The organism is Rhizobium sp. NPDC092011 (assembly GCF_044756305.1).
Classification (GTDB): domain Bacteria; phylum Pseudomonadota; class Alphaproteobacteria; order Rhizobiales; family Rhizobiaceae; genus Rhizobium.
This window is the reverse complement of sequence record NZ_JBIVSO010000004.1, coordinates 1-15992: the sequence shown is the minus strand read 5'-3', so window position 1 is coordinate 15992 and position 15992 is coordinate 1. Positions and strand designations below refer to the sequence as shown.

12 protein-coding genes are annotated in these 15992 nt (G+C 59.9%); 10 read left to right on the top strand and 2 right to left on the bottom strand.

Going from position 1 to position 15992, the window contains the following annotated elements; all coding sequences use genetic code 11:
- Window positions 1-88: 88 nt before the first annotated feature.
- From ACIQJ2_RS18375 to ACIQJ2_RS18365, 3 genes are read left to right on the top strand one after another with little or no spacing between them, the layout of a single operon-like run.
- Window positions 89-946, top strand: a complete 858-nt coding sequence (locus ACIQJ2_RS18375) for a carbon-nitrogen hydrolase family protein (protein WP_199150878.1) — start codon at window positions 89-91, stop codon at window positions 944-946.
- The gene (locus ACIQJ2_RS18370; protein WP_199150879.1) at window positions 943-1371 is read left to right on the top strand and encodes a DUF1178 family protein; all 429 of its coding nucleotides are present in this window, start codon (window positions 943-945) and stop codon (window positions 1369-1371) included. The genes ACIQJ2_RS18375 and ACIQJ2_RS18370 overlap by 4 nt, the downstream gene beginning before the upstream one ends.
- The gene (locus ACIQJ2_RS18365; protein WP_400674452.1) at window positions 1371-1958 is read left to right on the top strand and encodes a DUF3291 domain-containing protein; all 588 of its coding nucleotides are present in this window, start codon (window positions 1371-1373) and stop codon (window positions 1956-1958) included. The genes ACIQJ2_RS18370 and ACIQJ2_RS18365 overlap by 1 nt, the downstream gene beginning before the upstream one ends.
- 28 nt (window positions 1959-1986) lie before the next feature.
- On the opposite strand, the gene ubiG is transcribed toward ACIQJ2_RS18365, so the two are convergent.
- Complete coding sequence (ubiG, locus tag ACIQJ2_RS18360; RefSeq protein WP_400674454.1) at window positions 1987-2739, bottom strand: bifunctional 2-polyprenyl-6-hydroxyphenol methylase/3-demethylubiquinol 3-O-methyltransferase UbiG; 753 nt, start codon at window positions 2737-2739, stop codon at window positions 1987-1989.
- 260 nt (window positions 2740-2999) lie between these two features.
- Here ubiG and ACIQJ2_RS18355 point away from each other — a divergent pair, with 260 nt between their 5' ends.
- The 7 genes from ACIQJ2_RS18355 (at window position 3000) to clpB (ending at window position 13483) form a co-directional block, all read left to right on the top strand.
- Complete coding sequence (locus ACIQJ2_RS18355; protein ID WP_199150881.1) at window positions 3000-3626, top strand: hypothetical protein; 627 nt, start codon at window positions 3000-3002, stop codon at window positions 3624-3626.
- Between the two features lie 172 nt (window positions 3627-3798).
- Window positions 3799-5073: an aspartate kinase gene (locus ACIQJ2_RS18350; protein WP_400674456.1), complete on the top strand. Its 1275-nt coding sequence runs from the start codon at window positions 3799-3801 to the stop codon at window positions 5071-5073.
- A gap of 100 nt (window positions 5074-5173) precedes the next feature.
- The gene (gene ptsP / locus ACIQJ2_RS18345) at window positions 5174-7441 is read left to right on the top strand and encodes a phosphoenolpyruvate--protein phosphotransferase (RefSeq protein ID WP_199150883.1); all 2268 of its coding nucleotides are present in this window, start codon (window positions 5174-5176) and stop codon (window positions 7439-7441) included.
- A 90-nt stretch (window positions 7442-7531) separates the two neighbouring features.
- A complete protein-coding gene (gene prfA, locus ACIQJ2_RS18340; protein ID WP_199150884.1) occupies window positions 7532-8611 on the top strand; it encodes a peptide chain release factor 1 in 1080 nt (359 codons plus the stop codon).
- Entirely contained in the window at window positions 8608-9483 is an 876-nt protein-coding gene (gene prmC, locus ACIQJ2_RS18335) for a peptide chain release factor N(5)-glutamine methyltransferase (RefSeq protein ID WP_400674458.1), read from the top strand. Before prfA ends, prmC begins: the two co-directional genes overlap by 4 nt.
- 350 nt (window positions 9484-9833) lie before the next feature.
- Entirely contained in the window at window positions 9834-10517 is a 684-nt protein-coding gene (locus ACIQJ2_RS18330; protein ID WP_199150886.1) for a DUF4167 domain-containing protein, read from the top strand.
- A gap of 365 nt (window positions 10518-10882) precedes the next feature.
- A complete protein-coding gene (gene clpB, locus ACIQJ2_RS18325; protein ID WP_400674460.1) occupies window positions 10883-13483 on the top strand; it encodes an ATP-dependent chaperone ClpB in 2601 nt (866 codons plus the stop codon).
- A gap of 133 nt (window positions 13484-13616) precedes the next feature.
- Here clpB and ACIQJ2_RS18320 read toward each other — a convergent pair whose 3' ends face one another.
- Complete coding sequence (locus ACIQJ2_RS18320; RefSeq protein ID WP_199151617.1) at window positions 13617-15557, bottom strand: M23 family metallopeptidase; 1941 nt, start codon at window positions 15555-15557, stop codon at window positions 13617-13619.
- Between the last annotated feature and the right edge of the window lie 435 nt (window positions 15558-15992).

Below are 15992 nucleotides of genomic sequence, written 5' to 3'. Positions count from 1 at the left end.
TACGCGCGCTTTAGATCTTTGTTCTTGCGCATGTCGTTGTCGCAAAACCGATCAACACTTTTGCGCGACATGCTTTAGGGAGACGACGATGAGTTTCAAAGCCGCCGCCATTCAGATGTGTTCCGGTGTCGATCCGGTGAAAAATGCTGCCGACATGGCGCGTTTGGTGCGTGACGCCGCTTCGCAGGGGGCTGTCTACGTGCAGACACCGGAGATGACCGGCGCGGTGCAGAAAGATCGTCCGGGCCTGCGCGCCGTCTTGCGCGACGAAGCCGGCGACATCATCGTCAAGACTGCTGCCGAGCTTGCGAAGGAGCTTGGCATATATCTTCATATCGGCTCGACCGCCATTGCGCTCGATGACGGCAAGATCGCCAATCGCGGATTCCTCTTCGGTCCCGATGGCAAGCTCATCAACCGGTACGACAAGATCCACATGTTCGATGTCGATCTCGACAATGGCGAGAGCTGGCGCGAAAGCGCCGTCTACCGACCTGGGTCTGAGGCACGCATCACATCGCTGCCCTTTGCCGAACTGGGCTTTTCCATTTGCTACGACGTGCGCTTTCCACAGCTCTTCCGCGCCCAGGCCGTTGCCGGCGCCGAGGTAATGACCGTTCCAGCCGCCTTCACCAGGCAGACGGGCGAGGCGCATTGGGAGATCCTTCTGCGCGCCCGCGCCATCGAAAACGGCATGTTCGTCATCGCCGCTGCGCAGGCCGGCAAGCATGAAGACGGTCGTGAGACCTTCGGCCACTCGATGATCGTCGATCCCTGGGGCAAGGTGTTGGCGTCGGCAGGCGGCACGGGCGAGGCTGTGGTTGTGGCCGAAATCGATGTTGCTGCCGTGAAGGCAGCCCATGATAAGATCCCGAACCTGAAGAATGCGCGCGAATTTTCGTTGGAGAAGATCGCGACGCCGGCGTCTGGAGGCGTCGCCGCTTGATCCGTTATTCGCTTAGCTGTGACAATGCCCACGAGTTCGAGGGCTGGTTTTCGGAAAGTGCCGATTTCGACCGGCAGGTCGCAAGCGGCTTTTTGACGTGCCCCGTCTGCAATTCGGCTGCGATTTCCAAGCTGCTGATGGCGCCTTCCGTTTCGACGGCGCGCAAGAAGGATGAGATGCAGACGCTCGCCATGGATGCCGCCCGCAAGGAAGCGATGGTCAAGCTCAAGGAAGCGGTCGACACCATCAAGGCCAATTCCGAAGATGTCGGTGCGAAATTCCCCGAGGAAGCCCGCAAGATCCACTATGGCGAGGCGGATGCCCGCGGGATCATCGGCAAGGCAACGCCGGACGAAGCGCAGGCTCTTGTCGATGAAGGCATCGAGATCGCAGCCATTCCCGTGCTCCCCGACGATATCAACTGATGGTGTCGGCCATCGGCAAGCATCTCGCCATGTATAATTTCGGGCTGCATGTCGCGGCCTATGAGAGCCCTGCCGTGGAAGGGTTCCGCCTGCGGGAAGCAGCGAATTTCGAGGCTGCCGCCAGGGCGCATGGTTTTATTGGCCGCTCCGGCTATTCCGGCGAGCCGGGCGTTGCCTGTTGGGGTGAACAGGTCTTTCCTCGTTTTATCGAGGGCAGCGGTTTTGCCACGGCCCCGTCGTCGCTATCGCTCTGGGCAGATATCGAATCGCTGATGGCGTTTTCCTACAGCGGCGTGCATGCCGACGCGCTCAAACATGCCCGACACTGGAACGTCAGGCAAAATTGGCCGCCATTGGTGCTTTGGTGGGTGGATGAAGGCGTCCTTCCGCATTGGAAGGATGGCGCCGAAAGGCTGGAATATCTCCACGATCACGGAGCGACTGCCGCCGCCTTCACGTTCAAGCAGCCTTATGGGCCTGACGGCAATTCAGTCAACGTCGATCGAGGCCGGCTCAAGGACATTGCAGCGCTCAATGCCGAAGGCCAGAGCGATTTGCTGACGCATGTGCTGGCCTTGAAGGTCTAGGCAAGCCTTCTCCGCTGACCGCGCGCCTTCAGCTGTATTTTGCCCGTTTCGCCAGCATCATGTAATTGACGTCCATATCCTTCGACAGGTTCCACCGATCCTGTAGCGGTGAATAGAACACGCCGGTGCGGGCGATGATTTCGAGCCCATCGGCCGACAGAGGTTTCTCGATCTCTTCGGGGCGCACGAGCTTCTCATACTGGTGCGTGCCGCGCGGCAGCCAGCGAAGCACGTTTTCGGCGGCGAAGATGGCAAGTGCTGCGGCCTTCATCGTGCGGTTGATGGTTGCGACGAACATCAGCCCGCCGGGGCGCACCATCTTGGCGCAGGTCGTGAGGAAGAATTCCACATCGGCAACGTGCTCGACCACTTCCATATTCAGGACGATATCGAAGGTTTCTCCGGCTTCGGCCAACTGCTCGGCCGTCACCGCCCGATAATCGACAGGAACCCCGGAGGCTTTCGCATGTGTCGAGGCAATGCCGATATTCTTTTCGGAGGGGTCGGCGCCAATGACTTCGGCGGCCATGCGCGCCATCGGTTCCGAGAGCAATCCGCCACCGCAGCCGATATCGAGCACGCGCAGCCCCTCGAGCGGCCGGCTGCTCTTCGGGTTGCGGTCGAAATTCTCGCAAGCGCGGTCGCGTATATAGGCCAGGCGAACCGGATTGAATTTATGCAGCGGCTTGAACTTGCCCGTCGGGCTCCACCATTCGGCGGCCATGGCGGAGAAGCGATCCACTTCGCTCTGGTCGATCGTGCTTTTCGCCGTTTCGCTCATGGCTCGCTCCTTGGTCGGCATCGTGCAATCCGCTCGCATGATTGCGAGGCATAGTTTCTGTCATTCGTGAAGTCGGACGATCGGAGGCCGATGTCAAGGGTGCAAGCTCTTGCCACGGTGTCGCGCATCATCTTCCATATCCGCGCGGTCGGACGAAGGTTGACAAGCAAGCGTTGCGTGGCCGATCAATCGCCTGGGCCGTTAACCGGGCTTTCAGATTAGGGATCGATCCGATTCCTCGACCAATGGAGGAGTTCTTCATGAAACCATTCCGTCTCGCGACCGCGATAGCCATAGCTTGTCTTGCGGTCGGTCATGCAGATGCCGGGGATGGCAAAGGCTTTCGTTTGACGGTCGACGGTGTCGAAGTGGGTATCAATCCTGGCGATACGCTGGATGTTACCACGAAAGACGGTCGCAAGATTTCCGTGGAGTTGCAGCGCAGCGAAACCGTGACTTTCTCCGGCAGCAAATTCTCCTTCGATCACGACGGCAAGTTTTCTGTCGCCAGGACTGATCTCGGCAGCGGCGTGCAGCAATATGCCCTGATGACGCCGATCGGCACCGGCATCATCGTGCAGGAATATAAGAAGCTCAATCCCGCCGGCCTCACGGATTTCGTGCTGCAGCAGATGGTGCAGGAAAGCGTCAGCGCTGGCGCCAAGATCAAGAAAGAGGCCACGCAGCGCACGCTTTCAGACGGCCGGGCGCTGAAAGGCGTCAAGGCTGAAACCACCACGGAAAACGATGTGATGGAATATGAAGTGGTCGCGGCAGGTAAGCCGAGCGGCGGCGTCTTGGTCGTGACCATCGTCAACAAGGAAAATATACCGACGGAAGGCGGCATTTTCGATAAGTTATGGTCGAGCTTAAAAGTTGAGTTTTAGGTGAAGGTTTATAGGCAGCCGGCTGCGCCAAGCTATTGCGCCCGCCTGCCAAACTCGTTAAGAGACGGCCCCATTGAGATCAAGCTTTTCCGGCTATCGAGCCGGCAAGGCGGTTTTGCATGCCGGGCTTATCGCATTTCGGCCGCCCGGCGCTGGGTACTGGTAGAGGCACATGGCACGCATCGTGATGAAATTCGGCGGAACCTCCGTCGCGGATCTGGACCGTATCAAGAATGTTGCACGCCATGTGAAACGTGAAGTCGACGCCGGCCATGAGGTCGCGGTCGTCGTTTCCGCCATGTCGGGCAAAACCAATGAGCTGGTCGGCTGGGTTCAGAACATCTCGAAGGTCGCAGGCGCCAATCATTCGATCTACGACGCGCGCGAATATGATGCCGTCGTTGCGTCGGGCGAGCAGGTGACATCGGGCCTGCTGGCGATCGCGCTGCAGGCCATGGGCGTCAATGCCCGCTCCTGGCAGGGCTGGCAGATCCCGATCCGCACGGACAACGCCCACGGCGCCGCCCGGATCCTGGAAATCGACGGCGCCGAGATGGTTCGCCGCATGGGAGAAGGCCAGGTGGCTGTTGTCGCCGGCTTCCAGGGACTTGGCCCGGACAATCGTATCTCGACGCTCGGCCGCGGCGGTTCCGATACCTCGGCAGTTGCGATCGCCGCTGCCGTCAAGGCCGACCGCTGCGATATCTATACCGACGTTGATGGCGTCTATACGACCGATCCGCGCATCGAGCCGAAGGCTCGCCGCCTGAAGAAGATCGCCTTCGAGGAAATGCTCGAAATGGCGTCTCTCGGCGCCAAGGTGCTGCAGGTGCGCTCGGTCGAGCTGGCCATGGTCTTTAAGGTTCGCACTTTCGTGCGCTCCTCTTTCGAGGATCCCGATGCTCCGGGCATGGGCGATCTGCTGAACCCGCCCGGAACGCTGATTTGTGACGAGGATGAAATCGTGGAACAGGAAGTAGTCACCGGCATTGCCTATGCCAAGGATGAGGCCCAGATCTCGTTGCGCCGTCTTGCCGACAGGCCGGGCGTTTCCGCCGCCATCTTCGGGCCGCTGGCCGAGAGCCACATCAATGTCGACATGATCGTCCAGAATATTTCCGAGGACGGCTCCAAGACCGACATGACCTTTACGGTTCCATCGGGTGATGCCGAAAAGGCACTGCGCGTTCTTGGCGAGAACAAGGAAAAGATCGGCTACGATGTCGTCCAGAGCGAATCAGGTCTGGTAAAAGTTTCGGTTATCGGCGTCGGCATGCGCTCGCACGCAGGTGTCGCCGCGACCGCTTTCCGGGCACTTGCCGAAAAAGGCATCAACATCAAGGCTATTACGACGTCAGAAATCAAGATTTCCATCCTGATCGACGGTCCTTATGCAGAACTCGCAGTCAGGACTTTGCATTCCTGCTACGGTCTGGATAAGAGTTGATTGAGGGCTGCTTACAACGGACCGTGACGGAGGCGAGTTTCGGCCAGCCCTGACATGGGCAAGAGTGGCATGACATCTTGATTCGGGAGCTAGAGACGCAATGAGAGACCTATCCGGCGGTCCACGCGTTCTGCTCAAGCGGCTGCGCGAACTTATGGCGGAGCCGCTGGAGCCGCAGGAGCGCCTTGACCGGATCGTTCGACAGATTGCCGGCAACATGGTCGCCGAAGTGTGCTCCGTTTACGTGCTGCGCGCCGACGGTGTGCTCGAGCTCTATGCGACCGAGGGCCTCAACAAGGAAGCCGTCCACCTTTCGCAATTGAAGATGGGGCAGGGTCTCGTTGGCACCATCGCCGCGTCCGCCCAGCCGCTCAATCTCTCCGACGCGCAATCGCATCCAGCTTTCCGCTACCTGCCGGAAACCGGCGAAGAAATCTATCATTCCTTCCTCGGCGTGCCGATTCTGCGGACTGGCCGGTCGCTCGGCGTTCTCGTCGTGCAGAACAAGGCGAGCAGGACCTATCGCGAGGAAGAGCTGGAAGCGCTCGAAACGACGGCCATGGTCCTGGCCGAAATGATCGCCACCGGCGAGCTTAAAAAGATCACCAAGCCCGGCCTCGAACTCGATCTGACCCGTTCGGTCACCATCGACGGCGACAGCTATAATGAAGGCATCGGCCTCGGCTATGTCGTGCTGCATGAGCCGCGCATCGTCGTCACCAATCTGTTGAACGAGGATGCAGACAAGGAAATCGGCCGTCTGGCCGAAGCGCTCGGCTCGCTGCGCATCTCGATCGACGACATGCTCTCGCGCCGCGACGTGTCTATGGAAGGTGAACATCGCGAGGTGCTGGAAACCTACCGGATGTTCGCGCATGACCAGGGCTGGGTGCGCAAGCTGGAAGAGGCCGTGCGCAACGGTTTGACGGCGGAAGCAGCCGTCGAAAAGGTGCAGAGCGACACCAAGGCGCGGATGATGCGCCTGACCGATCCGTATCTGCGCGAGCGCATGCACGATTTCGAGGATCTGGCCAACCGCCTGCTCCGGCAGCTCATCGGCTATTCCGGCCGCACGAGCGCCGAAGGCTTCCCGAACGACGCGATCATTTTCGCGCGCGCCATGGGTGCCGCCGAACTACTCGATTATCCCCGCGCCAATATTCGCGGCCTCGTGCTGGAAGAAGGTGCTGTGACGAGTCACGTCGTCATCGTTGCCCGTGCCATGGGCATTCCGGTTATCGGTCAGGCGACAGGGATCGTCGCGCTGGCCGAAAACGGCGATCCGGTCATCATCGATGGCGATGGCGGCCATGTTCATCTTCGGCCGATGGCCGACCATCAGCGTTCCTACGAGGAAAAGGTGCGTTTCCGCGCCCGCCGGCAGGAGCAGTTCCGCGCTCTGCGTTCGGTCGAGCCGGTCACCAAGGACGGGCAGCGCATTTCGCTGCTGATGAATGCCGGCCTGCTGGTCGATTTGCCGCAGCTTGCGGAATCAGGCGCCGAGGGTATCGGCCTTTTCCGCACCGAACTGCAATTCATGATCGCTTCGACCATGCCGAAGGCCGAAGAGCAGGAAATATTCTACCGCAATGTGATCAAGCAGGCGGATGGGCGTGTTATCACCTTCCGAACGCTCGATATCGGCGGCGACAAGGTCGTGCCCTATTTCCGCGCCCATGAGGAAGAGAACCCAGCGCTCGGCTGGCGCGCCATTCGCCTTTCTCTCGATCGCCCGGGCCTGCTGCGTACGCAGTTGCGCGCCATGCTGAAGGCGGCGGCCGACACCGAGCTGAAGATGATGGTGCCGATGGTCACCGAGGTCTCCGAGATCAGGGCGGTGCGCGAGCTGCTGCAGAAGGAAGTCCAGCACCTCTCGCGTTTCGGCCATGGATTGCCGCGCAAGCTGCAGTTCGGCGCCATGCTGGAAGTGCCGGCGTTATTGTGGCAGCTGGACGAGTTGATGGCCGAGGTCGATTTCGTCTCGGTCGGTTCCAACGATTTGTTCCAGTTCTCGATGGCGGTGGATCGCGGCAATGCCCGCGTTTCGGATCGCTTCGATCCGCTGGACCGGCCGTTCCTGCGCATTCTCCGTGACATCGTGCGGGCCGGCGAACGCAACAAGACACCGGTGACGCTTTGCGGCGAACTCGCCGGCAAGACGATTTCCGCCATGGCCCTGCTTGGCATCGGTTTCCGCTCTGTTTCGATGTCGCCGGCCTCGATCGGTCCGGTGAAGGCGATGCTTCTGGGGCTCGATCTTCAGGCTCTGTCTGAAGTCATGGAGGAGGCGCTGAACGACAAGCGCCCGACGACCTCGATGCGTGATATCCTTGTTCGTTTTGCCGAGAGCCACAATATTCCGCTTTAGCGCGGGATCTCGTAAGGCACACAGCGGTTTCCGGACAAGATCATGCGCATCACATCACAGCAGAGATAATAAGAAGAATTGGAGTCCAGGGTGGCGAAGCTCCCCGTTGAAAAAATGCGTGAACTCGAGCGCCGCTTCGGCGAAATCGAAGCGCGCATGTCCGCCGGCCCAGCCGCGGACGTCTATGTGAAGCTTGCTTCCGAGTATTCGGAACTGCAGCCCGTGGTGGCCAAGATCCGCGACTACGAGCGCGCCATTGCGGAGGCTGCCGATCTCGACACCATGCTCGCCGACAAATCGGTCGATCGCGAGATGCGCGATCTTGCCGAGATGGAACTGCCTGAGGTGAAGGAGCGCATCGCAACGCTCGAACAGGAAATGCAGATCCTGCTGCTGCCGAAGGACGCGGCCGACGAGAAAAGCGCGATCCTGGAAATCCGAGCCGGTACGGGTGGCTCCGAAGCTGCCCTTTTCGGCGGCGATCTCTTTCGCATGTATGAGCGCTTTGCCGGCAGCAACGGCTGGAAGGTGGAAGTCCTTTCCTCGAGCGAGGGCGAAGCGGGCGGTTACAAGGAAATTATCGCGACGATCAGCGGCAAGGGCGTGTTTTCCCGGCTGAAGTTCGAGTCCGGCGTTCATCGTGTCCAGCGCGTGCCGGAGACCGAAGCGGGTGGGCGCATTCATACGTCGGCGGCAACTGTCGCCGTGTTGCCCGAGGCCGAGGAAATCGATATCGAGATCCGGCCGGAGGATATTCGTATCGACACGATGCGCTCTTCCGGCGCCGGCGGTCAGCACGTCAATACCACCGACTCGGCCGTGCGCATCACCCACATCCCCTCGGGGATCGTGGTGACGAGTTCGGAAAAGTCGCAGCATCAGAACCGCGCCAAGGCGATGCAGGTTCTGCGCTCGCGCCTGTTTGACATGGAGCGCCAGCGCGCCGACAGCGAGCGTTCCGCCGACCGCAAGAGCCAGGTCGGCTCGGGTGACCGCTCCGAGCGCATCCGCACCTATAATTTCCCGCAGGGTCGCGTTACCGATCATCGCATCAACCTGACGCTCTACAAGCTCGACCGGATGATGGAAGGCGAAATCGACGAAGTGGTCGACGCGCTTCTGGCTGACTATCAGGCAAGCCAGCTCGCCCAGCTCGGTGAACAGGCATGAGCAGCGGGCAGGGGTCGACCGTCGCGGGGCTCCTGCAAGAGGTGCGTGTCCGCTTTGCCGAGGCCGATCTCGACGATCCCGCCACCGAGGCCCGTATTCTTGTCGGTGGCCTGCTGCATCTCTCGTCCACCGAGCTTGTGACGCGCGGCGCCGATGCGGTATTGCTCGAGGATGTGGAGAAGGCTCGAGCGGCGATCGGTCGCCGCCTCAACCATGAGCCCGTCCATCGCATCCTTGGTGAGCGCGAATTCTACGGGTTGCCATTGCGGCTGTCGCCAGCAACCCTCGAACCGCGCCCCGACACGGAAATTCTCGTCGATACGATGCTGCCGCATATGCGGCGTCTTGAATCGCAAGTCGGCAATGTCCACCTATTGGATATGGGAACGGGAACCGGGGCCATTTGTCTGGCCCTGCTGCAGGAATGTCCGCAAGCAACCGGTGTCGGTTCCGATATCTCCAGTGAAGCGCTGGAAACTGCTCGCGGGAACGCTGAGCGAAATGGGCTGGCGGCGCGGTTTACCACCGTACATGGTAGCTGGTTTGAAGCCATCCACGAGCGATTTCATGTGATTGTCTCAAATCCGCCCTATATTGCGTCCAGTGTCATTTCCACTCTCGCTCCAGAAGTAAAGGATTTCGATCCCCCCGCGGCCCTTGACGGAGGCCTTGATGGGCTGGATGCATATAGGGCGATCGCAAAGGATGCGGCGCGGTTTCTACACCCGAATGGTATGATTGGTGTTGAGATCGGTTACGATCAGCGTGAAACGGTGACTTCGGTATTTGAAGGAGCAGGATTTCTCCTTGTCGAAGCGGTTCGTGACTACGGCCGGAACGACCGGGTGCTTGTGTTTGAGTTTCATCATTAACGCGACATTTTGCTGCAGATTTGTGGAACCTCTGTTGTTATCGCGAAGAAAAGGCTTGGATTTCCTGAGGAAGCGATATAGGTTGCGCTCACGCGTTGGGCGGCTGGGAATAGGCGAGACGATTCGCCTGTCTTGGACAGCCTCGGGGATCCGCTCTTTGGTAAGAGTGTCAAAGGTTGAAGATAACCCAATGCGTGATCAGTTAATCTGACGTAGTCGAGCGGCAGACCGGCGCTTAAAGCGCAGTTTGCTTGCGGCACGCAGGCCTTGGTTTCGGAAGTGACCGAACCGCGGCGGCAGGTGTCGTGTATGAATTTTATCCCAACGAAGAGAATTCAGGTGAAGGATCTATGAGGCCAGGACAGCAGAATAAGCGCGGTCGGGGGCGTGGTAACAACAACGGCGGCGGCGGCGGAAATAACAACAACAATAATTTCAACCGCAAGGGCTCGAACCCGCTGACCAGAACCTACGACAGCTCCGGTCCCGATGTGAAGATCCGCGGAACCGCCCAGCATATCGCCGAGAAATACGCGGCTTTGGCTCGCGATGCTCAAAGCTCCGGCGATCGTGTCATGGCTGAAAACTACCTTCAGCATGCCGAACACTACAATCGCATCATTGCTAGCGCCCAGGCGCAGATGCAGGAGCGCTATCAGCGCGACGAACACCAGAATTACAATGAGCGTGATGGTGCAGACCGCGACATCGATGATATCGATGGCGGCGAGATGGACGATCAGCCGCAGATGGCACCACGTCCGCCGCGTCATCAGCCCGCTCCGGCCGTCGCCGCAGCTCCGGCTCCCGAGCCGGACGTGATCGATGGCACCGGCCCGCAGCCGGTGATCGAAGGCATCCCTGCCGAAGTGGCAATCGAGGAAGAAACGCCTGCCGCCGAACGCCAGCCGCGCCGCCGCAACGCCGGTAGCCGCCCGCGCCGCCAGCCGCGTCGCGCCGCCGCTGATGCGGAAGGCGAAGGCGAGGCAGCCTCTGGCGAAGCTCCGGCTTTGGCAGACGCGACTTCGGAGTAATCCTCTCTCTTTTTCCAGAGAGACGATCGAATATCGAGACGGGAGCGGCAGCGCTGAAATGCTGTCGCTCCCGTTTTTGTTTGACTTGTCTTTCTCATGCCGCCCAAGATGGTCGCATATTTGATCTGCCGGACTGGCGGACGTAGAGGTTTTTCGGCCTGATGTCGGTCCGGCTTGACTCGCAACTTTTGTTGGCTTTTTTCGCTTTTCACGCCCTTTAAACTTCTGAGCGACCCTCCCATATTCCGCTTAGCTGCTTTGCCGCAAATCCCAATGGCGACAAGGCCGGGCCTGCCTCTTGAGGGGGCTCAATCTCAATCATCGATCTGCGCCGTTCAGGGCAGGCCGATCCATGGAGGTCTAATATGAATATTGAAAAATACTCCGAGCGGGTACGCGGCTTTCTGCAATCCGCTCAAACCAATGCGCTTTCGCAAGGCAACCAGCAATTCACGCCCGAACACGTTCTGAAAGTACTCCTTGACGACGATCAGGGCATGGCATCTTCGCTGATCGAACGTGCCGGTGGCGACGCCAAGGCCGCTCGTCTCGCCAATGATGCTGCTCTTGCCAAACTGCCGAAGGTTTCGGGCGGCGATGGTCAGGTCTATCTGGCGCAGCCGCTTGCCAAGGTCTTTACCACGGCTGAAGACGCCGCGAAGAAGGCTGGCGACAGCTTCGTCACCGTCGAGCGTCTGCTGCAAGCTTTGGCGATCGAGCCGACGGCCTCGACTTCGGCTACGCTGAAGAAGGCCGGCGTTACGCCCGCTGCCCTCAATCAGGTCATCAACGAGATCCGCAAGGGCCGCACGGCAGACTCCGCCAATGCGGAGCAGGGCTTCGATTCCTTGAAGAAATATGCCCGCGACCTCACCGCCGAGGCGCGCGAGGGTAAGCTTGACCCTGTGATTGGTCGCGACGAGGAAATCCGCCGCACCGTTCAGGTCCTGTCGCGCCGCACCAAGAACAATCCGGTGTTGATCGGCGAGCCGGGCGTCGGCAAGACGGCGATCGTCGAAGGTCTGGCGCTGCGCATCGTCAACGGCGACGTTCCTGAATCGCTGAAGGACAAGAAGCTGATGGCGCTCGATATGGGCGCGCTTATTGCCGGTGCGAAATTCCGCGGCGAGTTCGAAGAGCGGCTGAAGGCCGTTCTCAACGAGGTCCAGTCGGAAAATGGCGAGATCATCCTGTTCATCGACGAGATGCACACGCTGGTCGGAGCCGGCAAGGCCGATGGCGCCATGGATGCGTCCAACCTCCTGAAGCCTGCGCTTGCTCGCGGCGAGCTGCATTGCGTTGGTGCGACCACGCTCGATGAATATCGCAAGCATGTCGAGAAAGATCCGGCTCTTGCCCGTCGCTTTCAACCCGTCATGGTTGAAGAGCCGACGGTCGAAGACACGATCTCGATCCTGCGCGGCCTGAAGGAAAAATACGAACAGCATCACAAGGTGCGCATCGCCGATGCCGCGCTGGTGGCTGCCGCAACCCTGTCGAACCGCTACATCACGGACCGCTTCCTGCCGGACAAGGCCATCGACCTCATGGATGAGGCCGCGGCGCGCCTGCGCATGCAGGTAGACTCCAAGCCGGAAGAGCTCGATGAACTCGATCGTCGCATCATCCAGCTGAAGATCGAACGCGAAGCGTTGAAGAAGGAAACGGACCAGGCCTCGGCCGACCGGTTGAAGCGGCTTGAAACGGATCTTGCCTCTCTGGAAGAGGAAGCCGATGCGCTGACTGCGCGCTGGCAGGCCGAAAAGCAGAAGCTCGGCCTTGCCGCCGATCTGAAGAAGCAGCTTGACGACGCCCGCAACGAGCTTGCCATTGCCCAGCGCAAGGGTGAATTCCAGCGTGCCGGCGAGCTCGCCTATGGGGTGATCCCCGATCTGGAAAAGGAACTTCACGCAGCGGAAGAGCAGGATAGCGCCCGCGATTCCATGGTGCAGGAAGTCGTCACCGCCGATAACATTGCCCAGGTGGTTTCCCGCTGGACCGGGATCCCGGTGGACAAGATGCTGGAAGGCGAGCGCGACAAGCTGCTCAGGATGGAAGACGAGCTGGCAAAATGGGTCGTCGGCCAGGGCGACGCCGTTCAGGCTGTTTCCCGTGCCGTTCGCCGTTCGCGTGCCGGCCTGCAGGATCCGAACCGGCCGATCGGCTCGTTCATCTTCCTCGGCCCGACCGGCGTCGGCAAGACGGAATTGACCAAGGCACTCGCCCGCTTCCTCTTCGACGACGACACCGCGATGGTGCGCATCGATATGTCCGAGTACATGGAGAAGCACTCCGTGGCCCGGCTGATCGGTGCCCCTCCCGGTTATGTCGGATATGAGGAAGGTGGTGCGCTGACCGAAGCCGTCCGCCGCAGGCCCTATCAGGTCGTGCTGTTCGACGAAATCGAAAAGGCGCATCCCGATGTCTTCAACATCCTGCTCCAGGTTCTGGATGACGGACGCTTGACAGACGGGCAGGGCCGCACGGTCGACTTCCGTAACACGATGATCATCATGACCTCCAATCTGGGTGCTGAATATCTGACCCAGTTGAAGGACGGCGATGACAGCGATCAGGTGCGCGAGCAGGTGATGGATGTGGTCCGGTCGCATTTCCGGCCGGAATTCCTGAACCGTGTCGATGAGATCATTCTGTTCCATCGCCTGAAGCGCGATGAGATGGGCGCGATCGTCGACATCCAGCTGGAACGGTTGCTGAAGCTGCTGTCGGAGCGCAAGATTACGCTCGATCTCGATGAGGACGCTCGCAACTGGCTCGCCAACAAGGGCTACGATCCCGTTTACGGTGCAAGACCGCTGAAGCGGGTGATCCAGAAATATGTCCAGGATCCGCTCGCTGAGCAGATCCTGTCCGGACAGGTTCCGGACGGATCTTTGGTCAAGGTCACAAGCGGTTCGGACAGATTGCTGTTCCACCCGCGCCGGGCCGCGAATGAGGCCGCATAAGATTACGGCATTTGGATAAATTCAGATGGCGACCCTCGGGTCGCCATTTTGCATTTGAAGGCATTGCTGGGAGAGCATTCCTTTGGAAAGGCCACGGGCGGTCGGCTCTACGACAGACCAATTGGACCGGATGCTATTTGCTCGCGACCTGTTTCGTCTTGTCGTCGCTGAGCAGCGTGTCGATGCGCTTGCGCTCTTCCTGGAATTTGGCGAGTGCTTCGCCGTCAAGCGACTTGCCGCCGGGAAGGCGGATGCGCAAGGGGTCGACCTTGGTGCCGTTGACGATCAGCTCATAGTGCAGGTGAGGGCCGGTCGCGAGGCCGGTCGAGCCGATGAAGCCGATCACCTGGCCCTGCACCACCTTCGCGCCGGGTGTCACGCCCTTGGCGATGGCGCTCTGGTGATTGTAGGAGGAGACGTAACCGTTTGCATGGCGGATCAGCGTCTGGTTGCCGAAACCGCCGGAATCCCAGCCTGCCTTCTCGACGATGCCGTTGCCGGCGGCGATGATCGGCGTGCCGCGGGGCGCTGCCCAGTCGACGCCGGTATGCATACGGGCAAAGCCGAGGATCGGATGACGCCGCATGCCGAAGCCGGATTTGAAAATGCCTGTTGGAACCGGGTTACGCAGCAGGAACTGGCGGATGCTCTTGCCGGCCTCGTCGAAATAATCGATCGAATGATCGGTCGGGTCTTCGAAGCGATAGAAGCGCGTGACCGTGTCGCCGAATTTGGCGTTGACATAGAGCAGTTCGGAATCGGCTGTCGCCTGTCCCTTGCTGTCCGCGACGGAGAAGAAAGCCTCCAGCGAATCCGTCGGTTTCAGCTGCGCCTGGAAATCGACGTTGCTGGCGAGCAACTTCACGACCTGCGCGACCATCTCCTTGCTCATGCCGTAGGAAAGCGCTGCGCGATAGATGCCGTCGTAAACGCTCGGCAGATCGCGGCCGGCCGTCAGGACCGGCGCGTCGTTGTCGAAAGCGGTGGCGATGGCGTCGAGCATGGGCGGCGCGCTGCCGGCGACGAAATCGCCACGGTCGTTCTGTGCGATGGTCAGCAGATGCTTGGTGCCGCGATAGATGCTGGCGCGAATGATCTTGGCCTGCTCGCCCTTTTGCAGGATGCCGATGCGAAGGACATCGCCTGACGATACGTCGGAAGAGCCGAAGACGGGCTGGATCTTGGCGCTGATGTCGTCCGCATCGGTCTTGAGGTAACCGGAATTGGTCAGAGCCGTGGCGATCGGCATGTTCTGCCTGACGGGAATGATGTCGTCGGCAAACTCTTCCGTTTGCGCCGTCACAGCCTGCGAAGCGGAGACGGACATGTTTTCCTCGACGACGCGAGCTGCCAGTCCGGCCGTCAGGTCGACGTCATCGTCATCATTGGCAAAGCGGCGCGGGTCAACATAATACAATGCCGAGAGCTGGGTGTTGCTGTCGGCGAGGATTGAGCCGTTGGAGCGGACATTTTCCTCAACCTCCTCGCGCGACATGGAGCCGGCAAGCTGGAAGGGAATGTCCTTGGTCGGAAAGCTTATGGTCTTCAGGCTGACTTCGGATTCCACATCCGATCCATAGATCGCCCCGGTGCGGTTGGCAGGCTGCGGGATATTCTCGTCTGCGGAAAAGATCGCCAGCGGGTCGAAGGGCGGGTAGTTCTCGCTGGCGACGCGATTGGTGGCGAGCGCGATCTTCACATGGGCGAAGGGCTGACGACGTACCACTTCCTTGTCGCCGTCGCGCACCACGGTCGATACTTCGAGGATGTTGCGGTCGGAAGGCTTCGAGGCGATCGCGGTGGAAATCAGGCGGCCACCGCGTGTGACCTGATTATCCGTGGTGTCGTGGCTGTCCGATGTCGCATAGGCTTCGGCCGGGATGGCCAATTGCTGTCGGCCGTCGAGCGCCGCAAACAGGGCAACGCCCATTAATATGCTTGACGTGACGCCGGTCAAGAAGGTGCCAGAGAGCCAACGCAAGGAAACCTCGCGCCGGTCCGGCGCGCGCCTGCCATCGGCCAGGATTGGCGGCTCGTTGCCGAGCGATCGGAGCATCATCTTGTCCGTTATCATGCCAATCGAGATCCGCTTCCTTCTATATGCGAGCCGTAGGCTGGGGGCGAAGATGTGCATATTTATGACAGGCGAGTCAAATCTGACCACCGGACTTTGGGTCTGCGAAGTGCCGTTTTGCATGGAAATGTCGTGATACTGGAGGCTTCTTCGGACGCCGCCGGCCGTGTTTTCAGGCGCGGTCTGCCGGTTGCGGCAGGTGTTTCGGGGACTTGAAAGCCATAAAGCAGGGGATATCGAGGCCTCTCGATGGGCCATTTCAGTCGATGCGAAAAGTCGTCATAATTGTTTCATAAAAATCAATCGGTTATCTCTTTTTTGAGTTTTTTCAAAATCGGGCTGTTGACTAGTTCGATGGGTAGGGTCTATAAGCCCGATCACTGACGAGGGCGGCGGCGCTGCTGGCGACGAAGTCCTTCGCTCTAGTGTTTCCTG